We start from the raw sequence: 25,646 nt of genomic DNA on the forward strand, positions 1-25,646 counted from the left end.
ATGCACCCCAATGATGATGACCGCACCCAGTTCATGCCGCGCCCGGGTGGCCGAGCGCCGGAGCCTGCACGCGCAGAACCGACGCCGCTGTCGATGCCGGCTGCGCCGATCCTCACCGGCAAAAGCCAGGGCCTCAACCCGCTGGAAAGCGCCGCCGGCCCTTTACTGGCGTTGCTGACGCGGCTGCGCAACACCATCGCCCACCCGGCGCCAGCCAGCCTGCGGGCGCAGTTGCTGGCCTATCTGCGCCAGTTCGAAGAACGCGCCGAAGCGGCTGGTGTGGCGCGCAACGAAGTGCTGCTGGCCCGTTACGCGCTGTGCACCGCCCTGGATGAAGCGGTGTTGAGCACGCCGTGGGGCAGCACCAGTGATTGGGGCAAGCAAAGCCTGCTGATCACCGTGCACAACGAAGCCTGGGGCGGTGAAAAGGTCTTCCAGTTGCTCGACCACTGCCTGCAAAGCCCACGGGAACGCCTGTACCTGTTGGAGCTGTTGTACCTGTGCATGTGCCTGGGTTTCGAAGGCCGCTACCGCGTGATGACCGACGGTCGCAGCCAATTGGAAGCCTTGCGCGAGCGCACCGCCGCAGCGATTCGCAGTGCCCGTGGTGAACACGAGCGTGAGCTGTCGCCGCACTGGCGCGGCGTGACCGTGGCCCGTGATCGCCTGGCGCAGTTCATGCCACCGTGGATCGCCGTGGCGATCGGCGTGGCGCTGCTGCTGGCGTTGCTGTTTGGCCTGCGCATGAAACTGGCCTCGGACGCCGAGCCAGTGTTTAAAAACATTCATGCACTGGGCGAGATCCCGGTGCAGGCCATCGACCGTCCGGTGGCGCAGCCAAAAGTGATCGAGCGGCCGCGCCTGGCCGGCTTCCTGGCCGAAGACATCAAGGCCGGTCGCGTGGCCGTGGAAGACAAGGTTGACCGTTCGGTGGTGACCATTCGTGGCGATGAACTGTTCGCCTCCGCCAGCTCCAGCATTGTCGATGCTTACCAGCCGCTGATGCTGCGCATCGCTGATGCCATTCGCAAGGTCAAGGGCCAGGTGCGTGTCACCGGCCATAGCGACAACCGCCCGATCGCCACGCTGCGCTTCCCGTCGAACTGGGCGCTGTCCGAAGCCCGGGCCAAGTCGGTGCTGGAGATCCTCGCGGCCAAGACCGGCCAGGCTGATCGCTTCAGCGCCGAAGGCCGTAGCGACACCGAGCCGCTGGCGAGCAACGGTACTGCCGAAGGCCGTGCCCGCAATCGTCGGGTTGAAATCACCGTACTGGCGGAGGGCGTCGAGTGAAGGCGTTTTTCAGTTTCATGATTCGCTGGGTAATCCCCGTTCTGGGCCTGATTGCCCTGAGCCTGATCATCTGGTTTGTCGGGCCGTTGCTCGACGTGTTGATGCCCGAGGGGCGACGCTGGGCGTTGATCATCCTGGTATTTGCGCTGTGGCTTGCCTACCGCGTGTTCCGCATCATCCAGGCCCGCCGCCAGGCTGCCGAAGTGATGCGCAGCCTGGCCGCCGAAACCCCGGCTGATCCCAACAGTGTTGCCACTGCCGAAGAGTTGTCGACCCTGCGCCAGCGCATGGATGAAGCCCTGACGCTGCTGAAAAAAGCCAAGCTCGGCGGTGACGAACGCCGCAACCTTTACGAGCTGCCGTGGTACGTGATCATTGGCCCGCCGGGTTCGGGCAAGACCACCGCACTGGTCAATTCCGGATTGCACTTTCCGCTGGCGGCGCAGTTGGGCGCCGGTGCCGTGCGCGGCGTCGGTGGTACGCGTAACTGCGACTGGTGGTTTACCGATCAGGCCGTTTTGCTTGACACCGCGGGCCGCTACACCACCCAGGACAGCAACTCGACGGTGGATAAAGCCGCGTGGCTGGGCTTTCTTGACCTGCTGAAAAAGCAACGTTCGCGCCGACCCATCGATGGTGCGTTTATCGCCATCAGCCTGTCGGATTTGCTGCTGGGTACAGACGCCGAGCGCGCCGCCCATGCCGCCGCGATTCGCCTGCGTATCCAGGAGCTGTACACCCAGTTGGGCGTGCGTTTCCCCATCTACCTGATGCTGACCAAGCTCGACCTGGTACCGGGCTTCATGGAGTTCTTCGACAACCTGAGCAAGGAAGAGCGCGCCCAGGTGTGGGGCATGACCTTTGCCCTGGACGACGGCAAGCACAGCGACAGCCCGTTGGCGCACCTGCAAAGCGAATTCGCCGGGCTGGAGCAGCGCCTCAACGAACGCCTGGTCGAGCGTCTGCAACAGGAACGCGACCCGGCGCGCCGCGACCTGATTTACGGTTTCCCGCAGCAGTTCGGCGCGTTGAAGGACTGTCTGCAAAGCTTCCTTGAAGGTGTGTTCAAGCCCAACGCTTTTGAAGAGCGCGTGTTGCTGCGCGGCGTGTACTTCACCAGCGGCACCCAGGAAGGCAGCCCTATTGACCGTCTGATCGGCGCCATGGCCCAGAGCATGAACCTGGACCGCCAGCACCTGGCGCGTCAGAGCGGCACTGGGCGCAGTTACTTCATCGAAAAACTCTTCACCGCTGTGGCCTTTGCCGAGCGTGGCTTGGTGGGGGTGAACCCGAAAATCGAACGGCGCCGCAAGTGGATTGCACGTGGTGTGCTGGCGGCCACCGTTGCGCTGGTCGTGGTGGTCAGCAGCCTGTGGTGGGTGAGTTATCGCGCCAATCAGGCGTATATCGCCCAGGTCGATCAGAAAGTTGCGCCCCTGGGCCAGACCGTGCAGAACCTGAGCCCGGCACAACGAGAAGTGCTCGCGGTGCTACCACTGCTGAACGCGGTGAAGAACCTCGCGGGGGATTCGCCGAGCTGGTCCGAAGGGCTGGGGCTGTATCAGGGCGATATGCTTGAAGCCGAATCCGCCAGTGTCTACCGCAAGCTGTTGATCGCCGTGTTCGCGCCACGCTTGGTGACGCGCATCGAAGAGCAACTGCACGGCGGCGGTAACTCCGACTTTCTCTACGAGGGCCTCAAGGCCTACCTGATGCTCGCCGACACCGAGCATTACGATCCGGACTTTATCAAGGCCTGGATCGCCCTGGACTGGGATCGCAACCTGCCCCGCGACCTTCCGGCCGATCAGCGTCAGGCGCTGGCCGGGCACTTGCAAGCGCTGTTCGAGCGGCACCCGCCGAGTGCTCGCCTGGACCCGCGCCTGATCGATGACCTGCGACGCCAGTTGCAGCAACTGCCGGTGGCCCAGCGCGTGTATGACCGGGTCAAGCGCCAGAAACTGCCCGAAGGCATCCCGGACTTTCGTCTCAACGAAGCCGCTGGGCGTGACGCCGCGCTGGTGTTCAGCCGCAAAAGCGGCAAGCCGTTGGGTGAGCCGTTGAGTGGTTTCTTCACTGCCAAGGGCTATCGTCAGGCGTTCTTGCTGAGCAGCCTGAACCAGACCGGCACCCTGGCCGAGGAACAATGGGTGCTGGGCCACGAGCAGGCCGATCAGCAGAACGTGGTGAGCCTGGCCGCGGATGTGCGTCGCTTGTACTTCCAGGACTACCAGCGTCAGTGGGATGCGCTGCTTGCCGACATCGACTTTGTGCCGATCACCAGCGTGGCCCAGGCCGCCGACGTGCTGCGGGTGATTTCCGGCCCGACCTCGCCGCTGAAAAAGCTGCTGGTGGCGGTCGCCAGGGAAACTGACCTGCAAGCCGAAGAGCGCCAGTTGGCTGCCAAGGGTGTACCGGTGGAAGGTGGCGTCGACAAGCTCAAGGAGCGCCTTGGCAGCTTGCTTGGCCAGGAGCAACCGACGGCGAATGCCCCGGCGGCGTCGGAGGATCCGGTGACCGCGCACTTTGCCGAACTCAACAGCATCGTCAGCAAAAACGAAGGCGAACCGGCGGCCATCGACGGCCTGCTGTCGGACATGAATGCGCTGTATGTGCAGGTCAGCGCCATGGTCGGTGCCAGCGGCGATGCCTTGCTCGGTGAGGCCAAGAACCAGGCGGCGGCTGCGGCCACGCGGGTCAGCCTGAATGCCGAGCGCCAGCCGCCGCTGGTGCAGGGCATGGTCAAGTCGGTGGTCAATTCCACCACCAACAGCATGATGGGCGGGGTGCGTAACCAGCTGAACGCGGCCTGGGTCAGTGAAGTGGTCAACGTGTATCGTCAGTCGTTGGCCGGTCGCTACCCGATGTCGCCGGGCAGTGCGCGGGACGCCACCCTGGATGACTTCGGCCAGTTCTTCGGCGTGGGCGGGGTAATGGATAACTACTTCCGCAAATACTTGCAGCCCTATGTGGATACATCGGCACAGACCTGGCGCTGGCAACCGGGCGCGGCGCAGAAGCTGGGGATTGCCCCGGGCGTGCTGCAAACCTTCCAGCGGGCGGCGACAATTCGCGATGCGTTCTTCAGGTCCGGGGGCACCCAGCCTATCGTGCGTTTCGAGCTCAAGCCGGTGTCGATGGACCCGACCATCACCCAGTTTCTGCTTGATCTGGATGGCCAGCAGTTGAGCTACGACCACGGCCCGAGCCGCCCGGTAGCGATGCAATGGCCGAACCCTGGCAGCATCGGCGTGGTGCGTATTTCCATCATGCCGCCGTCGGCCAGTGGTCGCTCCGGTATCACGCTGGACGGTCCGTGGGCCTGGTTCCGTCTGCTGGAGCAATCGGATCTCACCGCGGGCAACTCGCCGGACCGCTTCAACCTGCGCCTGCGGGTTGATGGTGCGAGCATCGCCTACGAGCTGCGCGCCAACAGTGCCTTCAACCCGTTCAGAAGCCGCGTGCTCAGCGGTTTCAGCCTGCCGGAGCGGCTATGACGACTGTGGGTTTCTACGGCAAGCTGGCCAGTCGCGGGGACTTTGTCAGCCGCGCCTTGCCCCAGAGTTTTATCGGCCCGTGGGACAGCTGGCTGGCGGCGGGTTTGCTCGCCAGCCAGAACAGCCTGGGCGGTGACTGGCTCAACGTGTATCTGGTCAGCCCGTTGTGGCGCTTCGTACTGGCGCCAGGCGTATGCGGGCCCGATGCCGCGGCGGGCGTGGTGATGCCGAGCATTGATCGGGTCGGGCGGTATTTTCCGCTGGCCGTGGTCACCTTGCTGGATCACGACACCAACCCCGCCTCCCTGGTGGGCGGGCCGGACACCTGGTTCGAGCAGGCCGAAGAGCTGTTGCTCAGCACCCTGGACAGTGGCGCTACCTTCGAAAGTTTCAACGCGGGTCTCGACGCCCTGGGCTTTCCGGCGAGTGAGCCGCGTGCGGTCGACAGCCGTTTCGCCGGCCTGCAGCGCGTGGCCGCCATCGTGCCCCATCAGCGCATGACCGCACTGGCCGAACAGGCGTGCGAGGGCGCGAGCCTGTGGTGGGGCCGTGGTTCGCAACGTATTTCACCTGGTTTATTACGGTGCCAGGGCTTGCCTGCCGCCAATGATTTTGCGCAGTTTTTGCTCGGACAAGAAGGTGTGGTGTAGATGGGCGCGACGTACAAATCCGCGAGCAAAAGCCATGTGGGCATGGTTCGCCAAGTCAACGAAGATGCCTTTCTGGACCTGCCGGAAAACCGCCTGTGGGTGGTGGCCGATGGCATGGGCGGGCACGCCGCGGGAGACTATGTCAGCAGCTTGATCGTCGACAGCCTGCGCCATGTACCGCTGGGCCGCTCCCTCGACGAATACACCGCGGCGCTGCGCAATGACCTGCTGCGCATCAACACCGCTGTACGCGAAGAAACCGCCAACCGTGGCGTGACCATGATGGGCAGTACGGTAGTGGTATTTGCCGCCCGCGGCTTGCGCGGTGTGTGCCTGTGGGCCGGCGACAGTCGCTTGTATCGCCTGCGTGACGGCGTGCTGGAAAGCATCTCTCGCGACCACAGCTACGTGCAAGACCTGCAAGACAGCGGCTTGCTCAGCGAAGCTGACGCCCGCACCCATCCGCGCTCCAATATCGTCACCCGCGCTGTCGGCGTGGAAGCGCAACTGGACGTGGCGTCGGTCGAACTGTTGATTGCTCCCGGCGACAGCTACCTGTTGTGCAGCGACGGCCTGAACAAGACCGTCGAAGACCGCGAAATCCGCGACGTGCTCAGCCATGACGCACCGGATGAAATCGTGCGCAGCCTGGTGCACCTGGGGCTCAATCGCGGCGCACCGGACAACATCACCACCCTCGTCGTGAAGGTTTCGTCATGAACATTGTCATTCCAGGTTATGACATCGAAGGCGAGATCGGCGAAGGCGCCATGGCCAGCGTGTACCTGGCGACTCAGCGTTCGCTGGAGCGCAAGGTAGCGTTGAAGGTGATGGCCGCGGCGCTGGCGGCAGATCCGAGTTTCTGCGAGCGCTTCCTGCGTGAGGGCAAGACCCTGGCGCGCCTTTCGCACCCGCACACGGTGACCATCCATGACATCGGCAACGTCGGTGAGCTGTATTACATGGCCATGGAATACCTGCCCAACGGCACGCTCAAGGAGCGCATCGCTGCCGGCCTGACGCCGGAGCAGGGGGTGACGCTGATCCGCCAGATCGCCTCGGCGCTGGGTTATGCCCATGCCCAGGGGTTGGTGCATCGCGACGTCAAGCCGGCGAATATTCTGTTCCGCGCCGATGGCACTGCAGTACTTTCCGACTTTGGTATCGCCAAGTCGCTGGACGACCGCACCCAATTCACCCAGGCCGGGTTTGCCGTGGGTACACCCAGCTACATGAGCCCCGAGCAGGCGCGGGGTCAGGAGATCGACGGGCGCGCCGATCTCTACGCACTCGGTGTGGTGCTGTACGAAATCCTCGTCGGCAAGCTGCCCTACAGCGGCACCGATGCGCTTTCCACTGCGCTGGCGCACCTGACTGAGCCGTTGCCGGAATTGCCTGTGCATCACGGGCGTTACCAGGGTGTGCTGCGCAAGTTGTTGGCCAAAGACCCGGCGCAGCGTTATCCGGATGCGGCAGCGTTGTTGTTGGCGCTGGATCAACTGCCGGCGGATGAATCGGACGCCACGCTGGTACGGCCGCTGCCGATTCCTCTGAGCTTTGATCTGGCGGGCATGACCCCTGTCACCATCGACATTCCGACTGATAAACCGCAGCCGCAGCCAATAGTGCGCCAACCGGTGGTCACGCCGACCCAGCACAGTGCCCCCTCCGAGCAGCGCCGTGGTCCGGTATTGGCCTTGGCCGCCGTGGCGGTCGCCGTCGCGTTGGCCATTGGTGGCGCCAGCTACTGGTGGTTGAGTGGCAGCGATGAACCGGCTCAGCCGCCAGCCGCCGTGGTGCCCACGGTGGCGCCACCGGTGGCTGTCGCTGCAGTGGATGGCGGTCAACGCCCGTTGCTGATGGCGGGCAAGAAGACCCTGTTCCAGCGCGTACTCAGCAAGCCCGGCGCCCAGCTTTCAGCAGACGCGGGCAGCGCGCCGGGTAAAGCGTTGCCGGCGTTTTCCGTGCTCTACGTGTACCAGCGCAAGGAAGTGGATGGCAGCCCGTGGGTACGCGTGGGCGCCGCCACCGATGGGCGCAGCGACGGTTGGTTGCCGGCCGCCCAGGTCAGCGACTGGAAACAAAGCCTGGTGCTCAAGTTCACCGAGCGCTCGGGGCGCGCGCCCGTGATGTTCCTGCGCCAATCCGGCGAGGTGGAGAAACTGTTGGCCGATCCTGCCGCCGCGAAAAGCGTGCTGACCAAGGCGCAGAGTAACCCTGAGGACAACCAGCAAGTCCTGGCCCTTGAGCCGGCCGCCAGCGCGGTGCCGCAAAACCAGTTCTACCTGTTGCCGATTTTCGACTCAAAAGAGAGCTTCGATGAAAACGGCCAGCCGGTGCAGTTGCTCAACGTGGCCTCTATCGACCCAGGCCGCAGCGCGGCTGCCACACCGGCGACCCCGACACTCAGCGCCAATGCCGATGCATTCCGCACCGCCGTGGTGCTGGTGGTGGATACCACGGTGTCGATGCAGCCCTACATCGACCAGATCCGCGACGTGGTACACGAGTTGCAAACCCGTATCGCCGAGCGCGGCGAACTGGACAGCGTCAGCTTCGGCCTGGTCGGCTTCCGCAGCAGCATCAAGAAAACCCCTGGCCTTGAGTACGTCGCCAAGACCCTGATCAGCCTTGACCAGGGGCGCGATCCGCAGCGCTTCCTCGATATGGCGCGCCAGGTCAAAGCCTCAACCGTCTCCAGCCATTCCTTCAACGAAGATGCGTTTGCCGGGGTGATGCAGGCGGTGGATGGCATGGACTGGTCGGGCTATGGCGGGCGCATCATCCTGCTGGTCACCGACGCGGGTGCGCTGCGCAAGAACGACCCGTTCGCCGCTACCCAGATGAACGAAGCCGAAGTGCGACAGGCCGCACTCGGCAAGCAGATCAAGATCTACGCGCTGCATCTGCGCACCGATGTCGGCAAGAAAACCCACGCCGGTGCCGAGAGCCAGTACCGCATCCTTACCGCCGACGCCAACCCGCAGATCGGTGACCTGTACACGCCAGTGCCGGGAGGCGATGTGCGCAAGCTGGGTGAGCGCGTCGATGAGATCGGTACAGTGTTCGCCGACCTGGTGCATCAGGTGCGCAACAACACGCCGCAACCGGTGCCGCTGCTCGGTTCGGCGCCAAGCCTGGCGGACAAATCCGCCGCGGTCGGCTATGCCATGCACATGGACTTCCTCGGGCGCAAAACCGCCAGTCAGGCGCCGCAACTGGTCAGCGCCTGGACCGCCGACCGCGACCTGACCAACCCGGCGCTGCCAGCGTTCCAGGTGTGCGTGATGCTGACCAAGCTGCAACTCAACGACCTGCAACAGTCGCTGAAGTTGATCGTGGATGCGGCGCGCAAGACCCAAAGCTCACCCAAGGATTTCTTCCAGGAAATTGCCAGCGCCTCGGCTTACATGAGCCGAGACCCGCAGGCCCTGCGCAAGGGCGGCAACCTGGCCGACGGCGGTCTGCTCGGTGAATACCTGGAGGGCCTGCCGTACCGCAGCAAGTCGCTGAACATGACCCAGGATTTGTGGTTGTCGTTGAGCGTGGCGGAGCAGGAAGACTTTATCGACGAGCTGGATTCGAAAATCCGCCTGTATGAAACCTTCCATAACGACGTGGCCAACTGGGTCCGTTTCGGCGATGCCGAACCGGGTGATGCGTTGTACCGCGTGCCGCTGTCGACGCTGCCGTAATGTTGAACCTGAGCGCAGTGCACAAGAGCCGGGGCGTTGGTAGCCAGCGCTACAGCCTGGTGATTCCGGTGTTGCACCTGCAAGCGGGCGAACAACTGGCGATTGTCGGCCCCAGTGGTTGCGGCAAAAGCACGTTGCTGGATCTGCTGGCGCTGGTATTGGCGCCGGATCAGGTCGGGCAGTTTGCGTTCAACCAGCAGGACATCGGCGCGCTGTGGCGTGCCGACCGGCAATCCGCCCTGGCCGCGTTGCGCAGCCAGCACTTGGGCTATGTGCCGCAAACCGGTGGGCTGCTGGGGTTTCTGGATGTGCGTGGAAATATCACTTTGTCCCGGCAATTGCTGGGCTTGAAGGACGACGGCAGCGTGGCGCGTCTGGCCGAGCAGTTGCAGGTCAGCGATCAGTTGGCCAAGCGCCCGGCGGCGTTGTCGGTGGGCCAGCGCCAGCGCGTGAGTTGTGCCCGCGCCCTGGCCCATGCGCCGCAACTGGTGCTGGCGGATGAGCCGACCGCTTCCCTCGACCCGCTCAACGCCGAGCGGGTGATGCAGGCGCTGCTGGCCCGGGCCCGTGAACAGCGGGCGGCCTGTGTGATCGCCACCCATGACGAACCCCTGGCCCGCGCCAGTGGCTTGCAGGTGCGGCGTATCGGGTGCCGTCGCGATGCTGACGGCGGCGTCACCGCAACCCTCGGGGAGGCGTGCTGATGCGCATCGGTCTGCTTGCCTCACTCGCCTGGCAGGACTATCGCAACGACGGTTGGCTGTCGGCCTGTTCGGTGCTGGCGCTGGTAGCGGTTATCGCGCCATTGCTGGTGTTATTCGGCCTGAAATTTGGACTGGTTAGCAGTTTGACCGAACGCTTGGAGACCGATCCGGCTACCCGTGAAATTATCCCGTTGGGCGGTGGCCGATTCAGCGCAGCGTTTATCCAGCAGTTGGGGCAGCGCAGCGATGTGGCGTTTGCTTTGCCGCGTACACGGCAGATTGCGGCAACGGCCCAGGTGGGCGCGCTGACCCTGGAAATGTTGCCAACCGCAGCGGGTGATCCGTTGTTGGCAGGCTTACCGATGCCTCACGGTTTGGATCAGATTGTGCTCAGCCATACCGCTGCCGAAAAGCTTGCGGCAAGGCCCGGTGACTGGCTGGAAACCAGCTTTGCGCGGCAAGTGGCGGGGCGCGTCGAGGCCCAGCGCACGCGGTTGCAAGTGCTGGCGGTGTTGCCGTTGGAAGCCTTTGCCCGTGATGGACTGTTGACTGATTTAGCGTTGCTGGAAGCGGCGGAAGATTATCGCGATGGCCGTGCGGTGCCGGCGTTGCATTGGGACGGCGAGGTGGCGGGCGTGAGCGAACAGCGTATCTATCCGGCGTTTCGCCTGTATGCGCGCAGCCTCAGTGATGTGGAACCGCTGCGGGTGTATTTCGCCGGGCAGAACCTGCTGGTGTCGACCCAGGCGCACACTATCGCCCAAGTGCAGTCGTTGAGCCGCAACCTGTCGATTGTATTCTGGATCATCGCCGGGTTGGCCCTGGCCGGAGCCTTTGCGGCGATATTTGCCGGCGCGTTGGCGGCGGTCGCGCGCAAGCGGCGGGAATTGTCAGTGTTGCGCCTGCTGGGGTTTTCCACCGGCGCGCTGTTGCTGTTTGTGCTGTTGCAGGCGCTGTACAGCGCCGGTTTTGCGGGCTTGCTCAGTGTCGGGCTTTATGGCCTGGCTGAAGCGGGTTTGAATCAACTCTTCGTGCAGGTGCCGGGCGAGTACGCCAGCCATCTGTTGGCGCGTCACTACGGCCTGGCCCTGGCTGCCGTGCTCGGCGTCAGCGCCGTGGCGGCGGCCTGTGGGGGGTGGCGGGTGGCGCGTATCCAGGCTTCTGAAGGAATCAGAGATGTATAAGTTACTGGGCGCCTGCGTGGCGCTGAGCCTGGCCTCGCTGGCCTGGGCGGATGAGGCAAGCGACAAGCTCGACAACCCGAAACCGTTGCCGGATGACGTGAGCTTGCCGCTGCCGTGCGAAGGCAACATGGTGTTCCGCTATGCCTACGTGCTGGCCCAGGGCACCCTGGATGACCGCGAAGTCAGCCTCGGCTACCCCTTTGCCGAAGGCGAGGCCGGTTACCAGCAGTCGTTTATTTCCGGTTATCGCCGCGACTTCATCAACGGCCAGTTCACCCTCAAGGACTTGCCCAAGGCCTGGAACAAGGTCATCGCGCCGCTGATGCCCAAGACCGACGCCAAGACCCCACTCAAGCCCATGCTGTACTTCATCGGCAAGTACGAAGTGACTGCACGCCAATATGCCCAGGTGATGGGCCAGGCGCAGTCCCTGGCCAGCGGTGAACCGGCACCGGCGTGTGACGCGCCCACCGGCATGGCCGGGCGGTTGCCCAAGGTGAAGCTGTCGCGTTTTGAAGCCGAGCGTTTTTCGGCGGTGTACAGCGCCTGGCTGATGAAGTACCACCGCGAGTTGTTGCCGGTGAGCGGGCGCGGTTCGTCAGCCGAAGACGGCGGCCTGGGCTTTGTGCGCCTGCCTACCGAGGTTGAGTGGGAATACGCCGCACGCGGCGGCCAGGCGGTGAGCCGTCAGGACCTGGAAAGCCGCTTGTATCCACGGCGCGCCGAGGGCGGCGAAAGCGATGGCCCGCTGGCTGATTACGCGGTGTTCAACCAGGTCGCCGGCGGCACCGGTCAGGCGGCACGGCTGATGCCCATCGGCACCAAATTGCCCAACCCCATCGGCCTGTTCGACGTGATCGGCAACGCTGCGGAAATGGTCCAGGAATCGTTCCAGCTGGTACATGCCGGCCGACGCCAGGGCACCTATGGCGGCTTTGTGGTCAAGGGCGGCAATTATCTGGAAGGCGAGGGCACCTTGTTTACCGGTATGCGCCGCGAATACCCATTGTTTGCAGCCGATGGCACCGAGCAAAGCAACGAGACCACCGGCTTTCGCGTGGCGATCGGCGCGTTGTCGGCGCCGCGTTCGCGCTACAAGGAGTTGTTTGCCCAATGGCAGAAGGAAGGCCGCCTCGCTGCGCTGACCGACGCCATCGACGACGCCCAGGACCCGACCAAGCGCCTGGACAGCATCATCGCCGCCAGCGTCGACCCCAAGCTGCAGGCCGAGCTGGGTCTGGTCAACGAAGAGCTCAAGCGCAACGTTTCGCTGATCGCCCAGCAGCGCGAAGAGGCCGCGGGCAACCTGATCCAGTCGGCGGCGTTGGTGGCCGAGACCATCAGCAACTACAACATTCGCCTGGCCAACCTGCAGAAGAGTCGCCAGCAGGCCGTCGACAGCAAGGACGAAGCCAGCGCGCAGCTGTTCGCCACCGCCATTGCCAATGGACGCAGCGCCCTCGACGGCGCGGTGGCGATTTATATCGACAACCTGGCCACCGGCACGCGCTACACCGATGCGGTGATCCAGGCGCAGTTTCAACGGGTCAAGGAAGAGTTGGATCGCAAGCCAGTGCTCGGCAAGAGCCTGGTGACGCGCGCGACACTGTTCGTTCGCCATGTCGGCAACTACCGCAAGCAACAGCGGGCCGACCCGGCAACGATCTTGAAGGAATTGCTCGCAGCGAGCGGTCAGCGGTCTTGATCGTTGGCTGTCTAGCGAGCTTGGAAGGGACTCAGGCGGCGGTGGGCCGTGCTGGGCAAGTCAAACTTAACAGAGATCACATCTATGCTTTTTTCCCGTAAGTCGGTTTCCAAGCGTCACCTGCTGCTGATCGCGGCCGGTTTCAGCACCGTGTTGACCGGTTGCGCTACGTCGCCTGCGTCCAAGGTCGCGTCGAGCACCAAGGTCGAGTACTACCCCAACTGCTACGAGCCGGTGCAGCATCTGCGTGCCACCGACTCGAACATGACCAAGTCGGTGGTGACCGGTGCCGCCATCGGCGCGGCCGGCGGTGCGTTGCTGGGCGCGCTGACCGGCGACAAGGAAAAACGTGGCCGTAATGCCGCCATCGGTGCTGCCGGTGGCGCCCTGGCCGGCGGCGCGGCGGGTTACTACACCGAACGTCAGAAGCAGATCGCCGATGACAACCAGCGCATCGCCTCCTATGCCGCTGACGTGAATAAAAGCGTCTCCGACATCGACCGCAGCACCGCCTACGCCAAGGCGTCGCAGCAGTGCTACCAGAGTGCGTTCACCAAGCTTGTGGCCGACCGCAAGGCCAAGACCGTCAACGATACCGAAGGCCGCAAGCGCCTGGCGGAAATCGTCTCGGGCTTGAAGGAATCCAATGACCTGATCGTCGCAGTCAACGGCAAAGCCAGCGAAGACCTGAACAACTACACTCAGGCTTACGAAAAAGACCTGCAGCAAGTCGGCGTGCAGCGTGCCGACGTGGTCACCGTGGCCCAGGCCGATGCGGCGCCTGTCGTGACGCCGGCCAAGAAGAAAGGCGCGGGCACCAAGCCACCGAAAAAGCCGGTGCTGCCAACCGTGCCGAAAGAAGCGGTCACCACCGAGAAGACCTTGCAAACGGCCCAGGCCAAGCAAGCTGAAAGCAAGCAGGTAGCCAACGCGGGTGATTCCCAGCTCAAGCTCAACTGCACCAACCCGAACCTGGTTGACTGGGCGCCGGTACCTTGCCCTAACGTCTAAGCACTTGTTGCTATAAGCGTTAAACGCCAGCCGATCTGCGCCTAAAGCGCAAGATCGGTGGCGTTCTATTTGCAAATCGTTACACTGCTGCGGCCACTCCAATAAATACACCGAGGCCGTGTGCATGAAATTTCGTCTTCTTCTGTGGGTGCTTGGCCTGATGATGGGCAAAGCCAGCCGCACCAATCCCGCCTTCCAGCAGCAACTGGGTGACAAAGACCTGGCCTTCCAGCTGCAGACCCTCGACGGCAAGGTTGCCCGTCACTTCATTGTCAAAGACCAGCGCATCACCAGCCGTTCAGGTGTTCACCCTGAGCCTGCCTTTGCGATTGCTTTCAAGGATGCCGCCTACGGTTTTGCCACGATGCAGGCGAAGAACAAGCAACTGGCGTTCATGACGGGGATTCAGGACAAGTCGATTCAGATCAAGGGCAACCCGGCGCTGGTGATCTGGTTTCAAGGGCTGACCAAGTATTTGAAGCCGAAGAAAAAGAAGTAGGGTTTTCAGGTATACCGAGTTGGATTCATCGCAGGCAAGCCCGCTCCCACAGTCGGGCTGCGTTCCAACGCTGGAACTCGGTCAACTGTGGGGGCTGGCTTGCCTGCGATAGCGGTTTATCAGGTGAAAGATTTAGCCCTGGCTGAACTGCGATGCCAACTCGCGCAACAGCACCTCGGCATCCAACACCTTGGCGACCACTTCCTCAGCTTTTTCCCGGCTCAAGCCCAAACGCTCCAGCAACGCATCCGGAATCGCCTCATCTGGCCCCGATCCAATCCCCCGGCTACGCAACAATCGCACCGCCAGACACACCAAGTTCGGATACTCGGCATATTGCCCGTCATAGGTCGGATCGTGCTGAAAGCGCAGGGCTGTGGACAGTTCGTCCGGCATGTCCCAGTAGCGCATCAGCCACGCACCAATCTGCTCGCGGCTGATCCCCAGCAAATGTTGCTCGACATAGCTGTGGCACAGGTGCGGGTTGACCTCCAGGTGTCGGCAGATCAGCGAGAAATGCGGTGGGAACACATGGGCCAGCAGCAGGTAGCCGAAGTTGTGCAACAGCCCGGCCAGGTAGGTCAGGCCGGCTTCCGGGCGCTGGGCACGGGGCATGGCGCGGGTCAGCCCCTCGATCACGGCAGCGGTGTAGATCGACTGATGCCAGTACGGGGTGGACTGATGCGGACGGTCTTTGGGCAGGCTCAGGGTTTTGCCCAGTGCCAGGCCGAGCGCCAGGTTGATCACCAGATCGAAGCCCAGTACGCGCACGATGGCGTCTTCGACTGAACGGATCTTGCCCGGCGAGGCGTAGTAGGGCGACGCGGCCCAACTCACCACCTGGGCGGCCAGCGCCGGGTCGGTTTCCACCACGCCGGTGATGTCATCGATGGTGGCGTTGGGATCTACGCGCAGCTTGATGATCTTTTGCGCCGTGTCGGCCAGCGGTGGAATCTCGATGGTCGCTTCCAGGCGTTGCTGAATGCGGCGGGCTGTGAACGCCTGCATCGCCTGGGTGATTTCCTCGCGGTCATCATTGGGGCGGTCCAGGTTCGGGCGAATGTTGCTCAATGGCTCGCCGAACTGGGCGGCACTGGCCTTGGTGAGCAGGCTCTTGAAGGCGTCACTGGGGATTTCCAGCAACAACCCGGCTTCGCCCGAATGCACCAGCAGGCTCGGCTCGTTGAGCAGGCTGCCTTCATACAGGCAAGGTGAACTGGTGAGCGGCGGCAGCCCGGGCAGCAGGCTCAGGTCATGCTTGCCAAGCATACGCTCGACCCGCTCCGGGGCTACGGCCGTGAGACGGCGACCAGTGAGTTCGGTGAGGCGGTTGAGGTCAAGCAACTGGCTTTGAGGGAACAGCACCATGAGTGCACCGACCGCATCCTCAAGCAACACCGCCTGGACCTTTCGCGCAGGGTTCAGGCCCGCGTGTTCGGCGACTTCCGTGTAGGGGACGGCGAGCTTTGCGAGCAGCGCCCGAATGACCGGCGGGGCGGTCAGTGGGGCTGTGGCGAGGGCAACTTCTGACATGGCCTGATCCAATTTCTTACAGTCATTGGAGTATAACCAGCTTGATACGGGTGATGGTCGGATAAGTGCGTCGGGCGTCACACTTGGCCGTATTGCTGCCCGTGCCGCAGCCAGCGATCCAGCAGCGGGCTGACATGTTCGGGCCAGCGTTCCAACAAGGCTTGCGCGGCGTCGCGCACAGCGGGCAACAAGTCGGCGTCACGCATCAGGTCAGCGACCTTGAATTGCAGCAGACCGGTCTGGCGCGTGCCGAGCATTTCACCCGGGCCGCGCAGTTCGAGGTCTTTTTCGGCGATGACAAACCCGTCGTTGGTTTCGCGCATGATGCCCAGGCGCTGGCGGCCGATCTGCGACAGCGGCGGGTGATACAACAGCACGCAATGGCTGGCAGCGCTGCCCCGGCCGACCCGGCCGCGCAATTGGTGCAGTTGCGCCAGGCCCAGGCGTTCGGGGTTTTCGATGATCATCAGGCTGGCGTTGGGCACGTCCACGCCCACTTCGATCACCGTGGTAGCCACCAGCAATTGCAGGTTGCCGGCCTTGAACTCGGCCATCACTGCGGCTTTCTCTGCCGGTTTCATGCGGCCATGGATCAGCCCGACCTTGAGTTCGCCCAGGGCGCTGGTGAGGTCTTCGTAAGTGGTTTCGGCGGCTTGGCAGGTCAGCTCTTCGGACTCTTCAATCAAGGTACAGACCCAGTACGCCTGCCGGCCTTCGGCGCAGGCGCCGCGCACGCGCTCGATCACCTCCACGCGCCGGGTGTCGGTGACCAGCACGGTGTTGACCGGCGTACGCCCGGGCGGCAATTCATCGAGGATCGAGGTGTCGAGATCGGCGTAGGCGCTCATGGCCAGGGTGCGCGGGATCGGGGTGGCGGTCATGATCAACTGGTGCGGGTTCATGCGCCCGCCCACGCCTTTCTGGCGCAGGGCCAGGCGCTGTTGCACGCCGAAGCGATGCTGCTCGTCGATGATCACCAGCGCGAGGTTCTTGAACTGCACTTCGTCCTGGAACAGCGCATGGGTGCCCACCACCATCGGCGCGCCGGCAGCGATTTGCTCCAGGGCGCTCGCACGGTTCTTGCCTTTGAGCTTGCCGGCCAGCCACGCCACTTCCAGGCCCAGCGGCTCGAGCCAGCGCTTGAAGGTGATGAAGTGTTGTTCGGCGAGAATTTCTGTCGGCGCCATCAGCGCGACTTGGTAACCCGCCTCCAGTGCTTGCAAGGCGGCGAGGGCGGCGACCACGGTTTTGCCTGCGCCCACGTCGCCCTGGATCAGGCGCAGCATGGGTTCTTGCTGGCTGAGGTCGTAGGCGATCTCATTGCCCACGCGCTGCTGTGCTCCGGTCGGCGCAAAGCCGAGGTTGGCCAGGTATTGCGCGGGCAGCCGCGTAGCCTTGGGCATCGCCGGCGCACGCAGGGAACGCATGCTTTCACGCAGGCGCTGCTGGGACAGTTGGTGGGTCAACAGCTCTTCGAAGGCCAGGCGATGCTGGGCCCAGTGATGGCCGAGGGCGAGTTCGTCCACATCGGCATCGGCGGGCGGGTGATGCAGGTAGCGGATCGCATCGGCCAGGGGCGCCAGTTGATAGTCGCGGGCCAGCTCCAGGGGCAGCCAGTCGGGCAGGCTTTGCGGGCCGAGCATGGTCAGGGTTTGCATGCACAGTTGGCGCAGGCGTTGCTGGGTCAGGCCCTCGGTCAGCGGGTAGATCGGCGTGAGGGTGGTGTCCACCGGTGGCGGTTCGTCGCCGGTGATGGCGCGGTATTCCGGGTGGTAGATCTCCAGGCCCGATGCACCGGGACGTGCCTCACCGTAGCAGCGCACACGGGTGCCACGCTTGAGGCCTTCTTTCTGCGCGTTGCTGAAATGGTAGAAGCGCAGGCTCAAGCCGCCAGTACCATCCTGCAGGCGCACCACCAGGCTGCGGCGCTTGCCCATCACCACGTCAGCGCCGCTGACAGTGCCTTCGATCACCGCATCCTGGCCTGGGCGCAAATGGCCGATGGGCACGACGCGGGTGCGGTCCTGATAACGCAGGGGCAAGTGGAACAGCACGTCCTGGAGGTTTTCCAGGCCGACCTTGGCCAACTTCTCGGCCATGGCGTCACCGACACCCTTGAGTACCGTCACCGACACCTGCGACAGCTCAGTCATACGGTTGCTTAGCTCGCAGCGGGCGGCTTGGCCACCGAACACAGGCGAATCGAGTCGGCGAGGATCTCAATTGCCTTGGGGCGTGGGAAGCTGGCGCGCCACGCGATCGCCACGGTACGGAACGGCACCGGAGGCGTGAGTGGGCGAACTTCGATCACGCCTTGAGCGTAGTGATGGCTGTCCACCGCTGACAGCGGCAGGATCGAAATACCCAGGCCGGAAGCGACCATATGGCGAATGGTTTCCAGGGAGCTGGATTCCACCGTGGTGTGCTTGGCGCCGTCGTTGCCCTTGGTCAGGGTCGGGCAGGCTTCCAGTACCTGGTCGCGGAAGCAGTGGCCTTCGCCGAGCAGCAGCAGGCTCTTGTCGTTGAGCAGGCCGGCATCGATGGTGTCCTTTTTGGTCCACGGGTGCGAGGCCGGCATCAGCACGTAGAACGGCTCGTCGTAGAGCGGCAGGGTCAGCACGTCCGCCTCGTTGAACGGCAGGGCGATGATGATCGCGTCCAACTCGCCGTTGCGCAGTTTGTCGCGCAGCACGTGAGTGAAGTTTTCTTCGATATACAGCGGCATCTGCGGCGCGACGCGGTGCAGTTGCGGGATCAGGTGCGGGAACAGGTAAGGGCCGACAGTGTAGATCGCGCCGACTTTGAGCGGTGCGGTCAGCTGGTTCTTGCCGGCCTGGGCCAGCTCGCGAATGCTTTGCGCCTGCTCCAGGACCTTCTGGGCCTGGGCAACGATGCCTTCGCCCACTGGGGTGAGGCGCACGGCGCTCTTGCTGCGCTCGAAAATCAGCACACCGAGTTCGTCTTCAAGCTTTTTCACGCCCACCGACAGCGTCGGCTGGCTGACGTGGCAACGCTCGGCGGCATGGCCGAAGTGCTGTTCTTGGGCGAGGGTCACGATGTAGCGTAATTCTGTAAGAGTCATAGCAGGCGTCCATGAAGTTGCGGGCCAAGCATACCGGCTGCAATCGATAGACGCACGTTATCAGAACTTTGCTGGGGATTGAGTGGGGAATGTCGGAAATTGTTGTCGCGGTGAAAGACGATGCGGGAGGGTGCGAGCCCCTCCCACATTGCTCTGCTAGCGGCGACGTTTATCGATGTTGTAAACGAAGGGTGCGACCAGTTCGACACTGCCGTTTTTCAACAAGTCGGCTGGCGGTTTGGGCAAGGGTTGAGCCTTGCGGATCATCTCCAGAGTCGCGCGATCCAGGTCGGCGTTGCCGGAGCGGCCTTCCAGTTCGTAGGACAGTACATTGCCTTCGCCATCGACCACGAAACGCAAGCGGTTCATGCCTTCCTTGCCACGTTGCTGGGCGCCCGGCGGGTACTTCTTGTACTTCTGCAGGTGCGCCAGCAGGGTACTTTGCCAGGATGCCTGGGCAGCAAGCTGCTGTGCCGATGGCCCGGGCGCAGGCTGGGCGGATTTTTGCGCAGGCGCGTTGCTCGGCGGCGTTTCGCTTGGAGGCTCCTCGGAAGGTTTCTCCTTGGGCGGATCGGGCTTCTTCTCCACGGGCTTGGGCGGTTGCGGCTTGGGTTTGGGCTTGACCGGCTTGGGCACCTGGATCGTCGGTTTGGGCGCCTCGGCCAATTTCGGCAGCGGCAGCTCCTCAACTGGCGGCGGCGGTGGTGCCACGACCTTGGGCGGTGCCGGAGGCGGCGGTGGCGCTGGCAGCGGCGCCAGGTCGATGACCATCGCGGCAGGCGGTAACTGGATCACCTGCGGCGCGGACCATTGGAGCGCGATGATGATCGCGACGGCATGCACGCCCAGCACGACGGCGAGGCTGGTGCCGTAACGCGTCAGTTTGTGGCGCGTCGTGATCATTTCTTGGCTGCCGTCTCAAGTCCGACCAGGCCTACCTTGAGGTAGCCGGCTGCCCGCAGGGCATCCATCACACTCATCAGGTCGCCGTAGTCCACGCCCTTGTCGGCCTGGAAGAAGATTGTCGTGTCTTTCTTGCCCTGGGTCTTGGCGTCGAGCACCGACCCCAGGGTTTCAGCCTTGACTTCTTCTTCGCCCAGGAACAGGCGTTGGTCCGCCTTGACGCTGAGGAAAATCGGCTTCTCCGGCCGCGGCGCCGGCTTGGCGCTGGAGGCGGGCAGGTCGACCTTGATGTCCACGGTGGCCAACGGTGCAGCCACCATGAAGATGATCAGCAGCACCAGCATCACGTCGATAAACGGCGTAACGTTGATTTCGTGGTTCTCGACGAGTTCGTCGTCGCCTTGATTCAAATGCAGGCCCATGGCCGATTACCCCACTTTCACCATGTGCGGTTGCGAGCTGCGCTCGGTAGGCAGGTGATCGAGGTCACGGCTGACCAGCAGCAGGACTTCTGCCGACGCATCCGATACCTGAGCCTTGTAGCCGGCGATCGAACGGGCGAAGACGTTGTAGATCACCACCGCAGGGATCGCGGCAACCAGGCCCAGGGCAGTAGCCAGCAGGGCTTCGGCGATGCCGGGGGCAACGACGGCGAGGTTGGTGGTCTGGGTTTTGGCGATGCCGATGAAGCTGTTCATGATGCCCCATACGGTGCCGAACAGGCCGACAAACGGCGCGGTGGAACCGATGGTGGCGAGTACGCCGGTGCCGCTGCTCATGTTACGGCCGCAGGCGGCAACCAGGCGCTCCAGGCGGAAAGCCACGCGTTCCTTGATGCCTTCTTTTTCGCGGGTGTTGGCCGACAGGCGCATTTCTTCCAGCGCGTCGTGCACCAGGGTGTTGGCCAGGGTGCCCTTTTTGGTTGCGGTTTCGCTCGCTTCCTTGAGGGTAGTGGCTTTTTTCAGGTGGACGATTTCAGCGCGCAGACGACGCTTGGCGCCCAGCAGCTCGAAGCCTTTGGCAATCCAGATGGTCCAGGTGATGATCGAGGCGATGGCCAGGCCGATCATCACAGCCTTCACCACTACGTCGGCATTCTGGTACATGCCCCATGGCGACAGGTCATGGGCCATACCCAGGGTGTTGTCTTCTTCCAGCACAACGCCGGTTTCGTTGGCAGGTGCGGCGTCGCCCGTGGCCTGGGCCGGGTCGGTAGCCACTGGAGCAACGGCAGGTGTCGTCGGGGTCGCAGCATTCTGCTCGGTAGCCGCCGGAGTGGCGGGGGCGGTGGCATCAGCGAATGCGGCGGTCGGTGCCAGCAGGACGCTGAACAGCATCGCAGCAATCGCACGCCAGGCGCGGGATGGGCTGTGAGGCTTGGTTGGCGAAGCGGGGGTTGTATTACGTGTCATGCTGGCCGGACCTGAGAGAAAAAATGGGTGATCGTCCTTCCAGACCGAGGGGGGTCGAGGACAAATGGGTGGTTATTATTGCAAGTAATTCTTGTTAACTAAAGTGGCACTGTTACTTTATTTCGCTTTTCACTGGCCGTTGATCCACTCGCGCGGCTAATCTGCGCCTTTGAGAATGGAGTTTTATGATGTCTGCGCCTTCTGTTGTGATTGCCGGTTGCGGTGATGTGGGTAGTCGGCTGGCTAGCCAATTGCTGGCCTCGGAATGGGAGGTCCACGGCCTTCGCCGCGATATTTCACGCCTGCCCGACGGCGTGATCGGCATCGCTGGCGATCTGTTCAGAAAGGATTGCCCGGACACCTGGCCGATCGGCGGGGGGGATTATCTGGTGTACTGCGCCGCTGCCACCGACCACGACGAGGCCGGCTATCGCGCCGCCTACGTGCAAGGGTTGCAGCATGTACTGGAGTGGCTGGACGACTATGGTCAAGCGCCCAAGCATTTGCTGTTTGTCTCCAGCAGCAGTGTGTATGGGCAGCAGAACGGCGAGTGGGTCGACGAAACGTCAGAGACGCAAGCGAAGGGTTATTCCGGGCAGGTGATGCTGGAAGCTGAGCAAGTGGCGCTCAATAGTGGTATTCCGGCCACCATCGTGCGGCTGACCGGGATTTACGGCCCGGGTCGTGAATGGCTGCTGACCCAGGTGCGTCAAGGCTACCGCGTAGCGGTTGATCCGCCGCTGTATGGCAATCGTATCCACGCCGATGACGCCGCGGGCCTGCTCGCCTTTTTGCTGCGGCATGTGGAAAAAGGCGGTTCGCTGGACAAGGTCTATATCGGCGTTGACGATGCGCCGGCACCGCTGGCCGAGGTGGTGGCTTGGTTGCGCGAATACCTGGGTGTGACCGAATGGGCTGAAGATGCCAGTGTGCGGCGGGCGGGGAGCAAGCAGTGCAGTAATGCGCGTATCAAGGCGTTGGGCTGGGTGCCGACTTACCCGACTTACCGGGAAGGCTATGCGGCGATTCTGAAAGGCTGAAGCGCGGCAAAAAATGTGGGAGCTGGCTTGCCTGCGATAGCGGTATATCAATCACATCTTTGTTGGGTGTAATACCGTCATCGCAGGCAAGCCAGCTCCCACATTTGGATTTGGGCGAGGCTGTTATTACTTTTCAAGCAGCCATTGGCGCGGGCCTGGGGTAAACGAAGGCACTTCATCGGCCTGGGCGGTGTTGATCGCCTGGAAGATTTCCAGTTGCTCACCCTTGCGTACGAAGATCCATGGGTTGCCCTGGCCGTTCAGTTGCAGCCAGATGCTGTCGTAGCCGCCGCTCATGGAGGCGCAATCACCCGCCAGGCACAGTGAGTAACGGTCAACGCCAGGCAGACCGGCGATCTTGCCGTCAGCCTGGAACTGCACTGTGGCGCCGTTGCCGGTGCCGTCGGTTATCTTCCAGTCGCCGCCCATGTAGGCCGCATACAGCGCCCGTTCGAAGTTGGCACCCAGTGGTGCGCCTTCGGGGGCCGGGTCTTTGGCGCGGGCGAACAGCTGCTCTGGCTCATTGTCGTTGGCCACTTGCAGCAATTGTTTGCCTTTGCGCTTGAGTTCGGTAGCGGAGCTGCCGTAGAAGTCCACGCTCCACGCGCCGGGTTTTTCACCCGACAACTTGCCTTCCGCTACTTCAAAACCGTTGTAGTAGCGCGCCTGCAACGCCTTGGTGTTGACCTCCCACTCAAGGTTGGGGCCATAGGATTGCAGGGCTTCACGCAAAGGGCCGCCCTTGGCTGCCGCGTCGATGGCGGCCTGGTTGATCCAGGTACCACTTACGTCCAGATCGGCCGGGTTGCTGGCACAACCGCCGAGCAACAGTGCGAGCAACGAAGAGGCTACAAGCGCTTTGCGCATTACGAAATCCTTATGAAGCGAAGCCGGCGCAGCCTTTTGGGGCTGCGCCGGGTGTTTTACTCGATGACCAGAATGGCGTCCATCTCAACCTGTGCGCCCTTTGGCAGGGCGGCAACGCCGATGGCGGCGCGGGCTGGGTAGGGTTGTTCGAAGTACTTGCCCATGATCTCGTTGACCTTGGCAAAATGGCTCAGGTCGGTGAGGAAGATGTTCAGCTTGACGATGTCCTTGAACGAACCACCGGCAGCTTCGGCCACGGACTTGAGGTTTTCGAAGACTTGTACGGTCTGGGCTTCGAAGCCTTCAACCAGTTCCATGGTCTTTGGGTCCAGCGGAATCTGGCCGGACATGTAGACGGTGTTGCCCGCCTTGATCGCCTGGGAGTAGGTGCCGATGGCGGCTGGGGCTTTATCGCTGGTGATAACTGTCTTGGTCATGAATGACTCCTTGTAATGGATCGGTTATGCACGCATACGGGTGATGCGGATCACACCGGTCAAGGCGCGCAGTTTCTTGATCACGCGGGCCAGGTGCACGCGGTCGTGCACACTGACCACCAGTTGGACCACGCTGATGCGACCATCACGTTCGTCCATGCTGATTTTCTCGATATTGCCGTCGGCCGCGTTGACGCTGCTGGCCAGCAGGGCGATCAGGCCGCGCTGGTGTTCCAGCTCCACCCGCAGCTCGACGTTGAACTCGCCGGTGACATCCTTGGCCCACGAGAGCTGGATGCATTTTTCCGGGTTGTGGCGGATTTCGGTGATATTGCGGCAGTTGTCCAGGTGCACCACCATGCCCTTGCCCGCGGACAGGTGGCCGACAATCGGGTCGCCCGGAATCGGTGTGCAACATTTTGCGTAACTGAGCACCAGACCCTCGGTGCCGCGAATCGCCAGCGGGCCTTCCGGGCTCGGCAGTTGTTCGCCTTCGCCCAGCAAGCGACGGGCGACCACGTAGGCCATGCGGTTGCCCAGGCCGATATCTTCGAGCAGGTCTTCGATGGTTTCCTGGCGATACTCATGAAGCATCGCCTGCACGCGCTCTTGCGCAATCTTGTCCAGGGCACTGTCGAAGCCGTTGAGCACCTTGTTCAGCAAGCGCTCGCCCAGGCTGATGGACTCGGAGCGACGCTGCAGTTTCAGGGCGTGGCGAATATGCGTACGGGCCTTGCCGGTGACCACGAAGTTCAGCCATGCCGGGTTGGGGCGAGCGCCCGGAGCACTGACGATCTCGACCGTGGAGCCGCTTTGCAGGGGCTCGGACAGCGGCGCGAGACGACGATTGATCCGACAGGCAATGCAGCTGTTGCCGACGTCGGTGTGTACCGCGTAGGCGAAGTCGACCGCTGTGGAGCCCTTGGGCAGCTCCATGATCCGGCCCTTGGGCGTGAACACGTAGACCTCGTCCGGGAACAGGTCGATCTTCACGCTTTCGATGAATTCCAGTGAGTTGCCGGCACGTTGCTGCATTTCCAGCACGCCCTTGACCCACTGGCGGGCGCGGGCATGGGTGCCTTTGGGCTGCTCGTCGCCACTGGACTTGTACAGCCAATGGGCGGCGATGCCGTTGTTGGCCATCTCTTCCATTTCGCGGGTACGGATCTGAATCTCGATCGGCACGCCATGCATACCGAACAGCGTGGTATGCAGCGACTGATAGCCGTTGGCCTTGGGGATCGCGATGTAGTCCTTGAAGCGGCCCGGCAAGGGCTTGTACAAATTATGTACAGCGCCCAGCACGCGGTAGCAGGTATCGACCTTGTCGACGATGATCCGGAACGCGTACACGTCCATGATCTCGTTGAAGGCCCGGCGCTTGCCGCGCATCTTCTTGTAGATGCCGTAGATGTGCTTCTGGCGGCCACTGACCTCGCCTTCGATTTCGTCGATTGCCAGGCAATGGCTCAGGGATTCTTCGATCTTGTTGACGATTTCCTTGCGATTGCCCCGGGCGCGTTTGACCGCCTGGTAGATGCGCGCCGAACGCATCGGGTGCATGGCTTTGAAACCAAGGTCTTCGAATTCGATACGAATAGCGTGCATGCCCAGCCGGTTGGCGATGGGCGCGTAGATTTCCAGGGTTTCCTTGGCGATGCGCCGACGCTTTTCGCCGGACAGCACTTCCAGCGTGCGCATGTTGTGCAGCCGGTCGGCCAGCTTGACCAGGATCACCCGAATGTCTCGGGCCATGGCCATGGCCATCTTCTGGAAGTTTTCCGCCTGGGCTTCGGCCTTGGTCTCGAAGTTCATCTGGGTCAGTTTGCTGACCCCGTCGACCAGTTCGGCCACGGTTTCGCCAAATTGCGCGCTGAGCGCTTCCTTGGCAATGCCGGTGTCTTCGATCACGTCATGCAGCATCGCGGCCATCAGGCTCTGATGGTCCATGTGCATGTCGGCCAGGATATTTGCCACCGCAAGGGGATGGGTGACGTACGCCTCACCGCTACGTCGGCGTTGGCCGTCGTGGGCTTGTTCGGCGTAGAAATACGCTCGGCGGACCAGGTTGACCTGGTCGGGGCCGAGGTAGGCCGATAAGCGATCGGCGAGGGCGTCTATGCTCGGCAAAGTGTGA

Annotated in this window: 20 protein-coding genes; 11 read left to right on the forward strand and 9 right to left on the reverse strand. The window is 62.9% G+C overall.

Annotation, left to right across the window (positions count from 1 at the left end; genetic code table 11):
- From TK42_RS10205 to TK42_RS10250, 10 genes are all read left to right on the forward strand, one after another.
- The gene (locus TK42_RS10205) at nucleotides 1-1,290 is read left to right on the forward strand and encodes a DotU family type VI secretion system protein (protein ID WP_078822642.1); all 1,290 of its coding nucleotides are present in this window, start codon (nucleotides 1-3) and stop codon (nucleotides 1,288-1,290) included.
- Complete coding sequence (tssM, locus tag TK42_RS10210; protein ID WP_103734145.1) at nucleotides 1,287-4,787, forward strand: type VI secretion system membrane subunit TssM; 3,501 nt, start codon at nucleotides 1,287-1,289, stop codon at nucleotides 4,785-4,787. The genes TK42_RS10205 and tssM overlap by 4 nt, the downstream gene beginning before the upstream one ends.
- Nucleotides 4,784-5,437 carry a type VI secretion system-associated protein TagF gene (tagF, locus tag TK42_RS10215; protein ID WP_103734146.1) on the forward strand — a complete coding sequence of 218 codons (654 nt, stop codon included), beginning with the start codon at nucleotides 4,784-4,786 and terminating at the stop codon, nucleotides 5,435-5,437. The genes tssM and tagF overlap by 4 nt, the downstream gene beginning before the upstream one ends.
- Nucleotides 5,438-6,157, forward strand: coding sequence for a PP2C family serine/threonine-protein phosphatase (locus TK42_RS10220; protein WP_005792503.1), 720 nt, complete (start codon nucleotides 5,438-5,440; stop codon nucleotides 6,155-6,157).
- A complete protein-coding gene (locus TK42_RS10225) occupies nucleotides 6,154-9,132 on the forward strand; it encodes a serine/threonine-protein kinase (RefSeq protein WP_103734147.1) in 2,979 nt (992 codons plus the stop codon). The genes TK42_RS10220 and TK42_RS10225 overlap by 4 nt, the downstream gene beginning before the upstream one ends.
- A complete protein-coding gene (locus tag TK42_RS10230; protein ID WP_103734148.1) occupies nucleotides 9,132-9,836 on the forward strand; it encodes an ABC transporter ATP-binding protein in 705 nt (234 codons plus the stop codon). Before TK42_RS10225 ends, TK42_RS10230 begins: the two co-directional genes overlap by 1 nt.
- Nucleotides 9,836-11,020, forward strand: a complete 1,185-nt coding sequence (locus TK42_RS10235; protein ID WP_078822638.1) for a hypothetical protein — start codon at nucleotides 9,836-9,838, stop codon at nucleotides 11,018-11,020. The genes TK42_RS10230 and TK42_RS10235 overlap by 1 nt, the downstream gene beginning before the upstream one ends.
- On the forward strand, nucleotides 11,013-12,725 hold the full coding sequence (locus tag TK42_RS10240; protein ID WP_103734149.1) for an SUMF1/EgtB/PvdO family nonheme iron enzyme: 1,713 nt from the start codon (nucleotides 11,013-11,015) through the stop codon (nucleotides 12,723-12,725). The genes TK42_RS10235 and TK42_RS10240 overlap by 8 nt, the downstream gene beginning before the upstream one ends.
- Before the next feature lie 84 nt (nucleotides 12,726-12,809).
- Entirely contained in the window at nucleotides 12,810-13,736 is a 927-nt protein-coding gene (tagQ, locus tag TK42_RS10245) for a type VI secretion system-associated lipoprotein TagQ (RefSeq protein WP_103734150.1), read from the forward strand.
- 124 nt (nucleotides 13,737-13,860) lie between these two features.
- The gene (locus TK42_RS10250; protein ID WP_032803751.1) at nucleotides 13,861-14,235 is read left to right on the forward strand and encodes a hypothetical protein; all 375 of its coding nucleotides are present in this window, start codon (nucleotides 13,861-13,863) and stop codon (nucleotides 14,233-14,235) included.
- Between the two features lie 132 nt (nucleotides 14,236-14,367).
- On the opposite strand, the gene TK42_RS10255 is transcribed toward TK42_RS10250, so the two are convergent.
- The 6 genes from TK42_RS10255 to exbB all read right to left on the reverse strand — a co-directional run bounded on the left by TK42_RS10255 (nucleotide 14,368) and on the right by exbB (nucleotide 21,165).
- The gene (locus tag TK42_RS10255; protein ID WP_005792496.1) at nucleotides 14,368-15,768 is read right to left on the reverse strand and encodes an aminoacyl-tRNA deacylase and HDOD domain-containing protein; all 1,401 of its coding nucleotides are present in this window, start codon (nucleotides 15,766-15,768) and stop codon (nucleotides 14,368-14,370) included.
- Between the two features lie 77 nt (nucleotides 15,769-15,845).
- Nucleotides 15,846-17,921 carry an ATP-dependent DNA helicase RecG gene (gene recG / locus TK42_RS10260; protein WP_103734259.1) on the reverse strand — a complete coding sequence of 692 codons (2,076 nt, stop codon included), beginning with the start codon at nucleotides 17,919-17,921 and terminating at the stop codon, nucleotides 15,846-15,848.
- An 8-nt stretch (nucleotides 17,922-17,929) separates the two neighbouring features.
- Entirely contained in the window at nucleotides 17,930-18,850 is a 921-nt protein-coding gene (locus TK42_RS10265) for a hydrogen peroxide-inducible genes activator (protein ID WP_032878710.1), read from the reverse strand.
- 156 nt (nucleotides 18,851-19,006) lie between these two features.
- A complete protein-coding gene (locus tag TK42_RS10270) occupies nucleotides 19,007-19,753 on the reverse strand; it encodes an energy transducer TonB (RefSeq protein ID WP_005792493.1) in 747 nt (248 codons plus the stop codon).
- Nucleotides 19,750-20,175 carry a TonB system transport protein ExbD gene (gene exbD / locus TK42_RS10275; protein WP_103734151.1) on the reverse strand — a complete coding sequence of 142 codons (426 nt, stop codon included), beginning with the start codon at nucleotides 20,173-20,175 and terminating at the stop codon, nucleotides 19,750-19,752. The genes TK42_RS10270 and exbD overlap by 4 nt, the downstream gene beginning before the upstream one ends.
- Before the next feature lie 6 nt (nucleotides 20,176-20,181).
- Nucleotides 20,182-21,165 carry a tonB-system energizer ExbB gene (gene exbB / locus TK42_RS10280; RefSeq protein ID WP_103734152.1) on the reverse strand — a complete coding sequence of 328 codons (984 nt, stop codon included), beginning with the start codon at nucleotides 21,163-21,165 and terminating at the stop codon, nucleotides 20,182-20,184.
- A gap of 188 nt (nucleotides 21,166-21,353) precedes the next feature.
- Here exbB and TK42_RS10285 point away from each other — a divergent pair, with 188 nt between their 5' ends.
- Nucleotides 21,354-22,205, forward strand: coding sequence for an SDR family oxidoreductase (locus TK42_RS10285; protein ID WP_103734153.1), 852 nt, complete (start codon nucleotides 21,354-21,356; stop codon nucleotides 22,203-22,205).
- Nucleotides 22,206-22,331: 126 nt separating this feature from the next.
- On the opposite strand, the gene TK42_RS10290 is transcribed toward TK42_RS10285, so the two are convergent.
- Genes TK42_RS10290 through spoT form a run of 3 tightly spaced genes read right to left on the reverse strand, consistent with a single transcriptional unit; the run spans nucleotide 22,332 to nucleotide 25,639 of the window.
- A complete protein-coding gene (locus tag TK42_RS10290; RefSeq protein ID WP_032878714.1) occupies nucleotides 22,332-23,072 on the reverse strand; it encodes a hypothetical protein in 741 nt (246 codons plus the stop codon).
- Nucleotides 23,073-23,128: 56 nt separating this feature from the next.
- Complete coding sequence (locus TK42_RS10295) at nucleotides 23,129-23,509, reverse strand: RidA family protein (protein ID WP_003176922.1); 381 nt, start codon at nucleotides 23,507-23,509, stop codon at nucleotides 23,129-23,131.
- A gap of 24 nt (nucleotides 23,510-23,533) precedes the next feature.
- Entirely contained in the window at nucleotides 23,534-25,639 is a 2,106-nt protein-coding gene (gene spoT, locus TK42_RS10300) for a bifunctional GTP diphosphokinase/guanosine-3',5'-bis pyrophosphate 3'-pyrophosphohydrolase (RefSeq protein WP_005792489.1), read from the reverse strand.
- Nucleotides 25,640-25,646 lie beyond the last annotated feature (7 nt).

It is taken from the genome of Pseudomonas sp. GZJR-8, from assembly GCF_002916705.1.
Classification (GTDB): domain Bacteria; phylum Pseudomonadota; class Gammaproteobacteria; order Pseudomonadales; family Pseudomonadaceae; genus Aquipseudomonas; species Aquipseudomonas synxantha_A.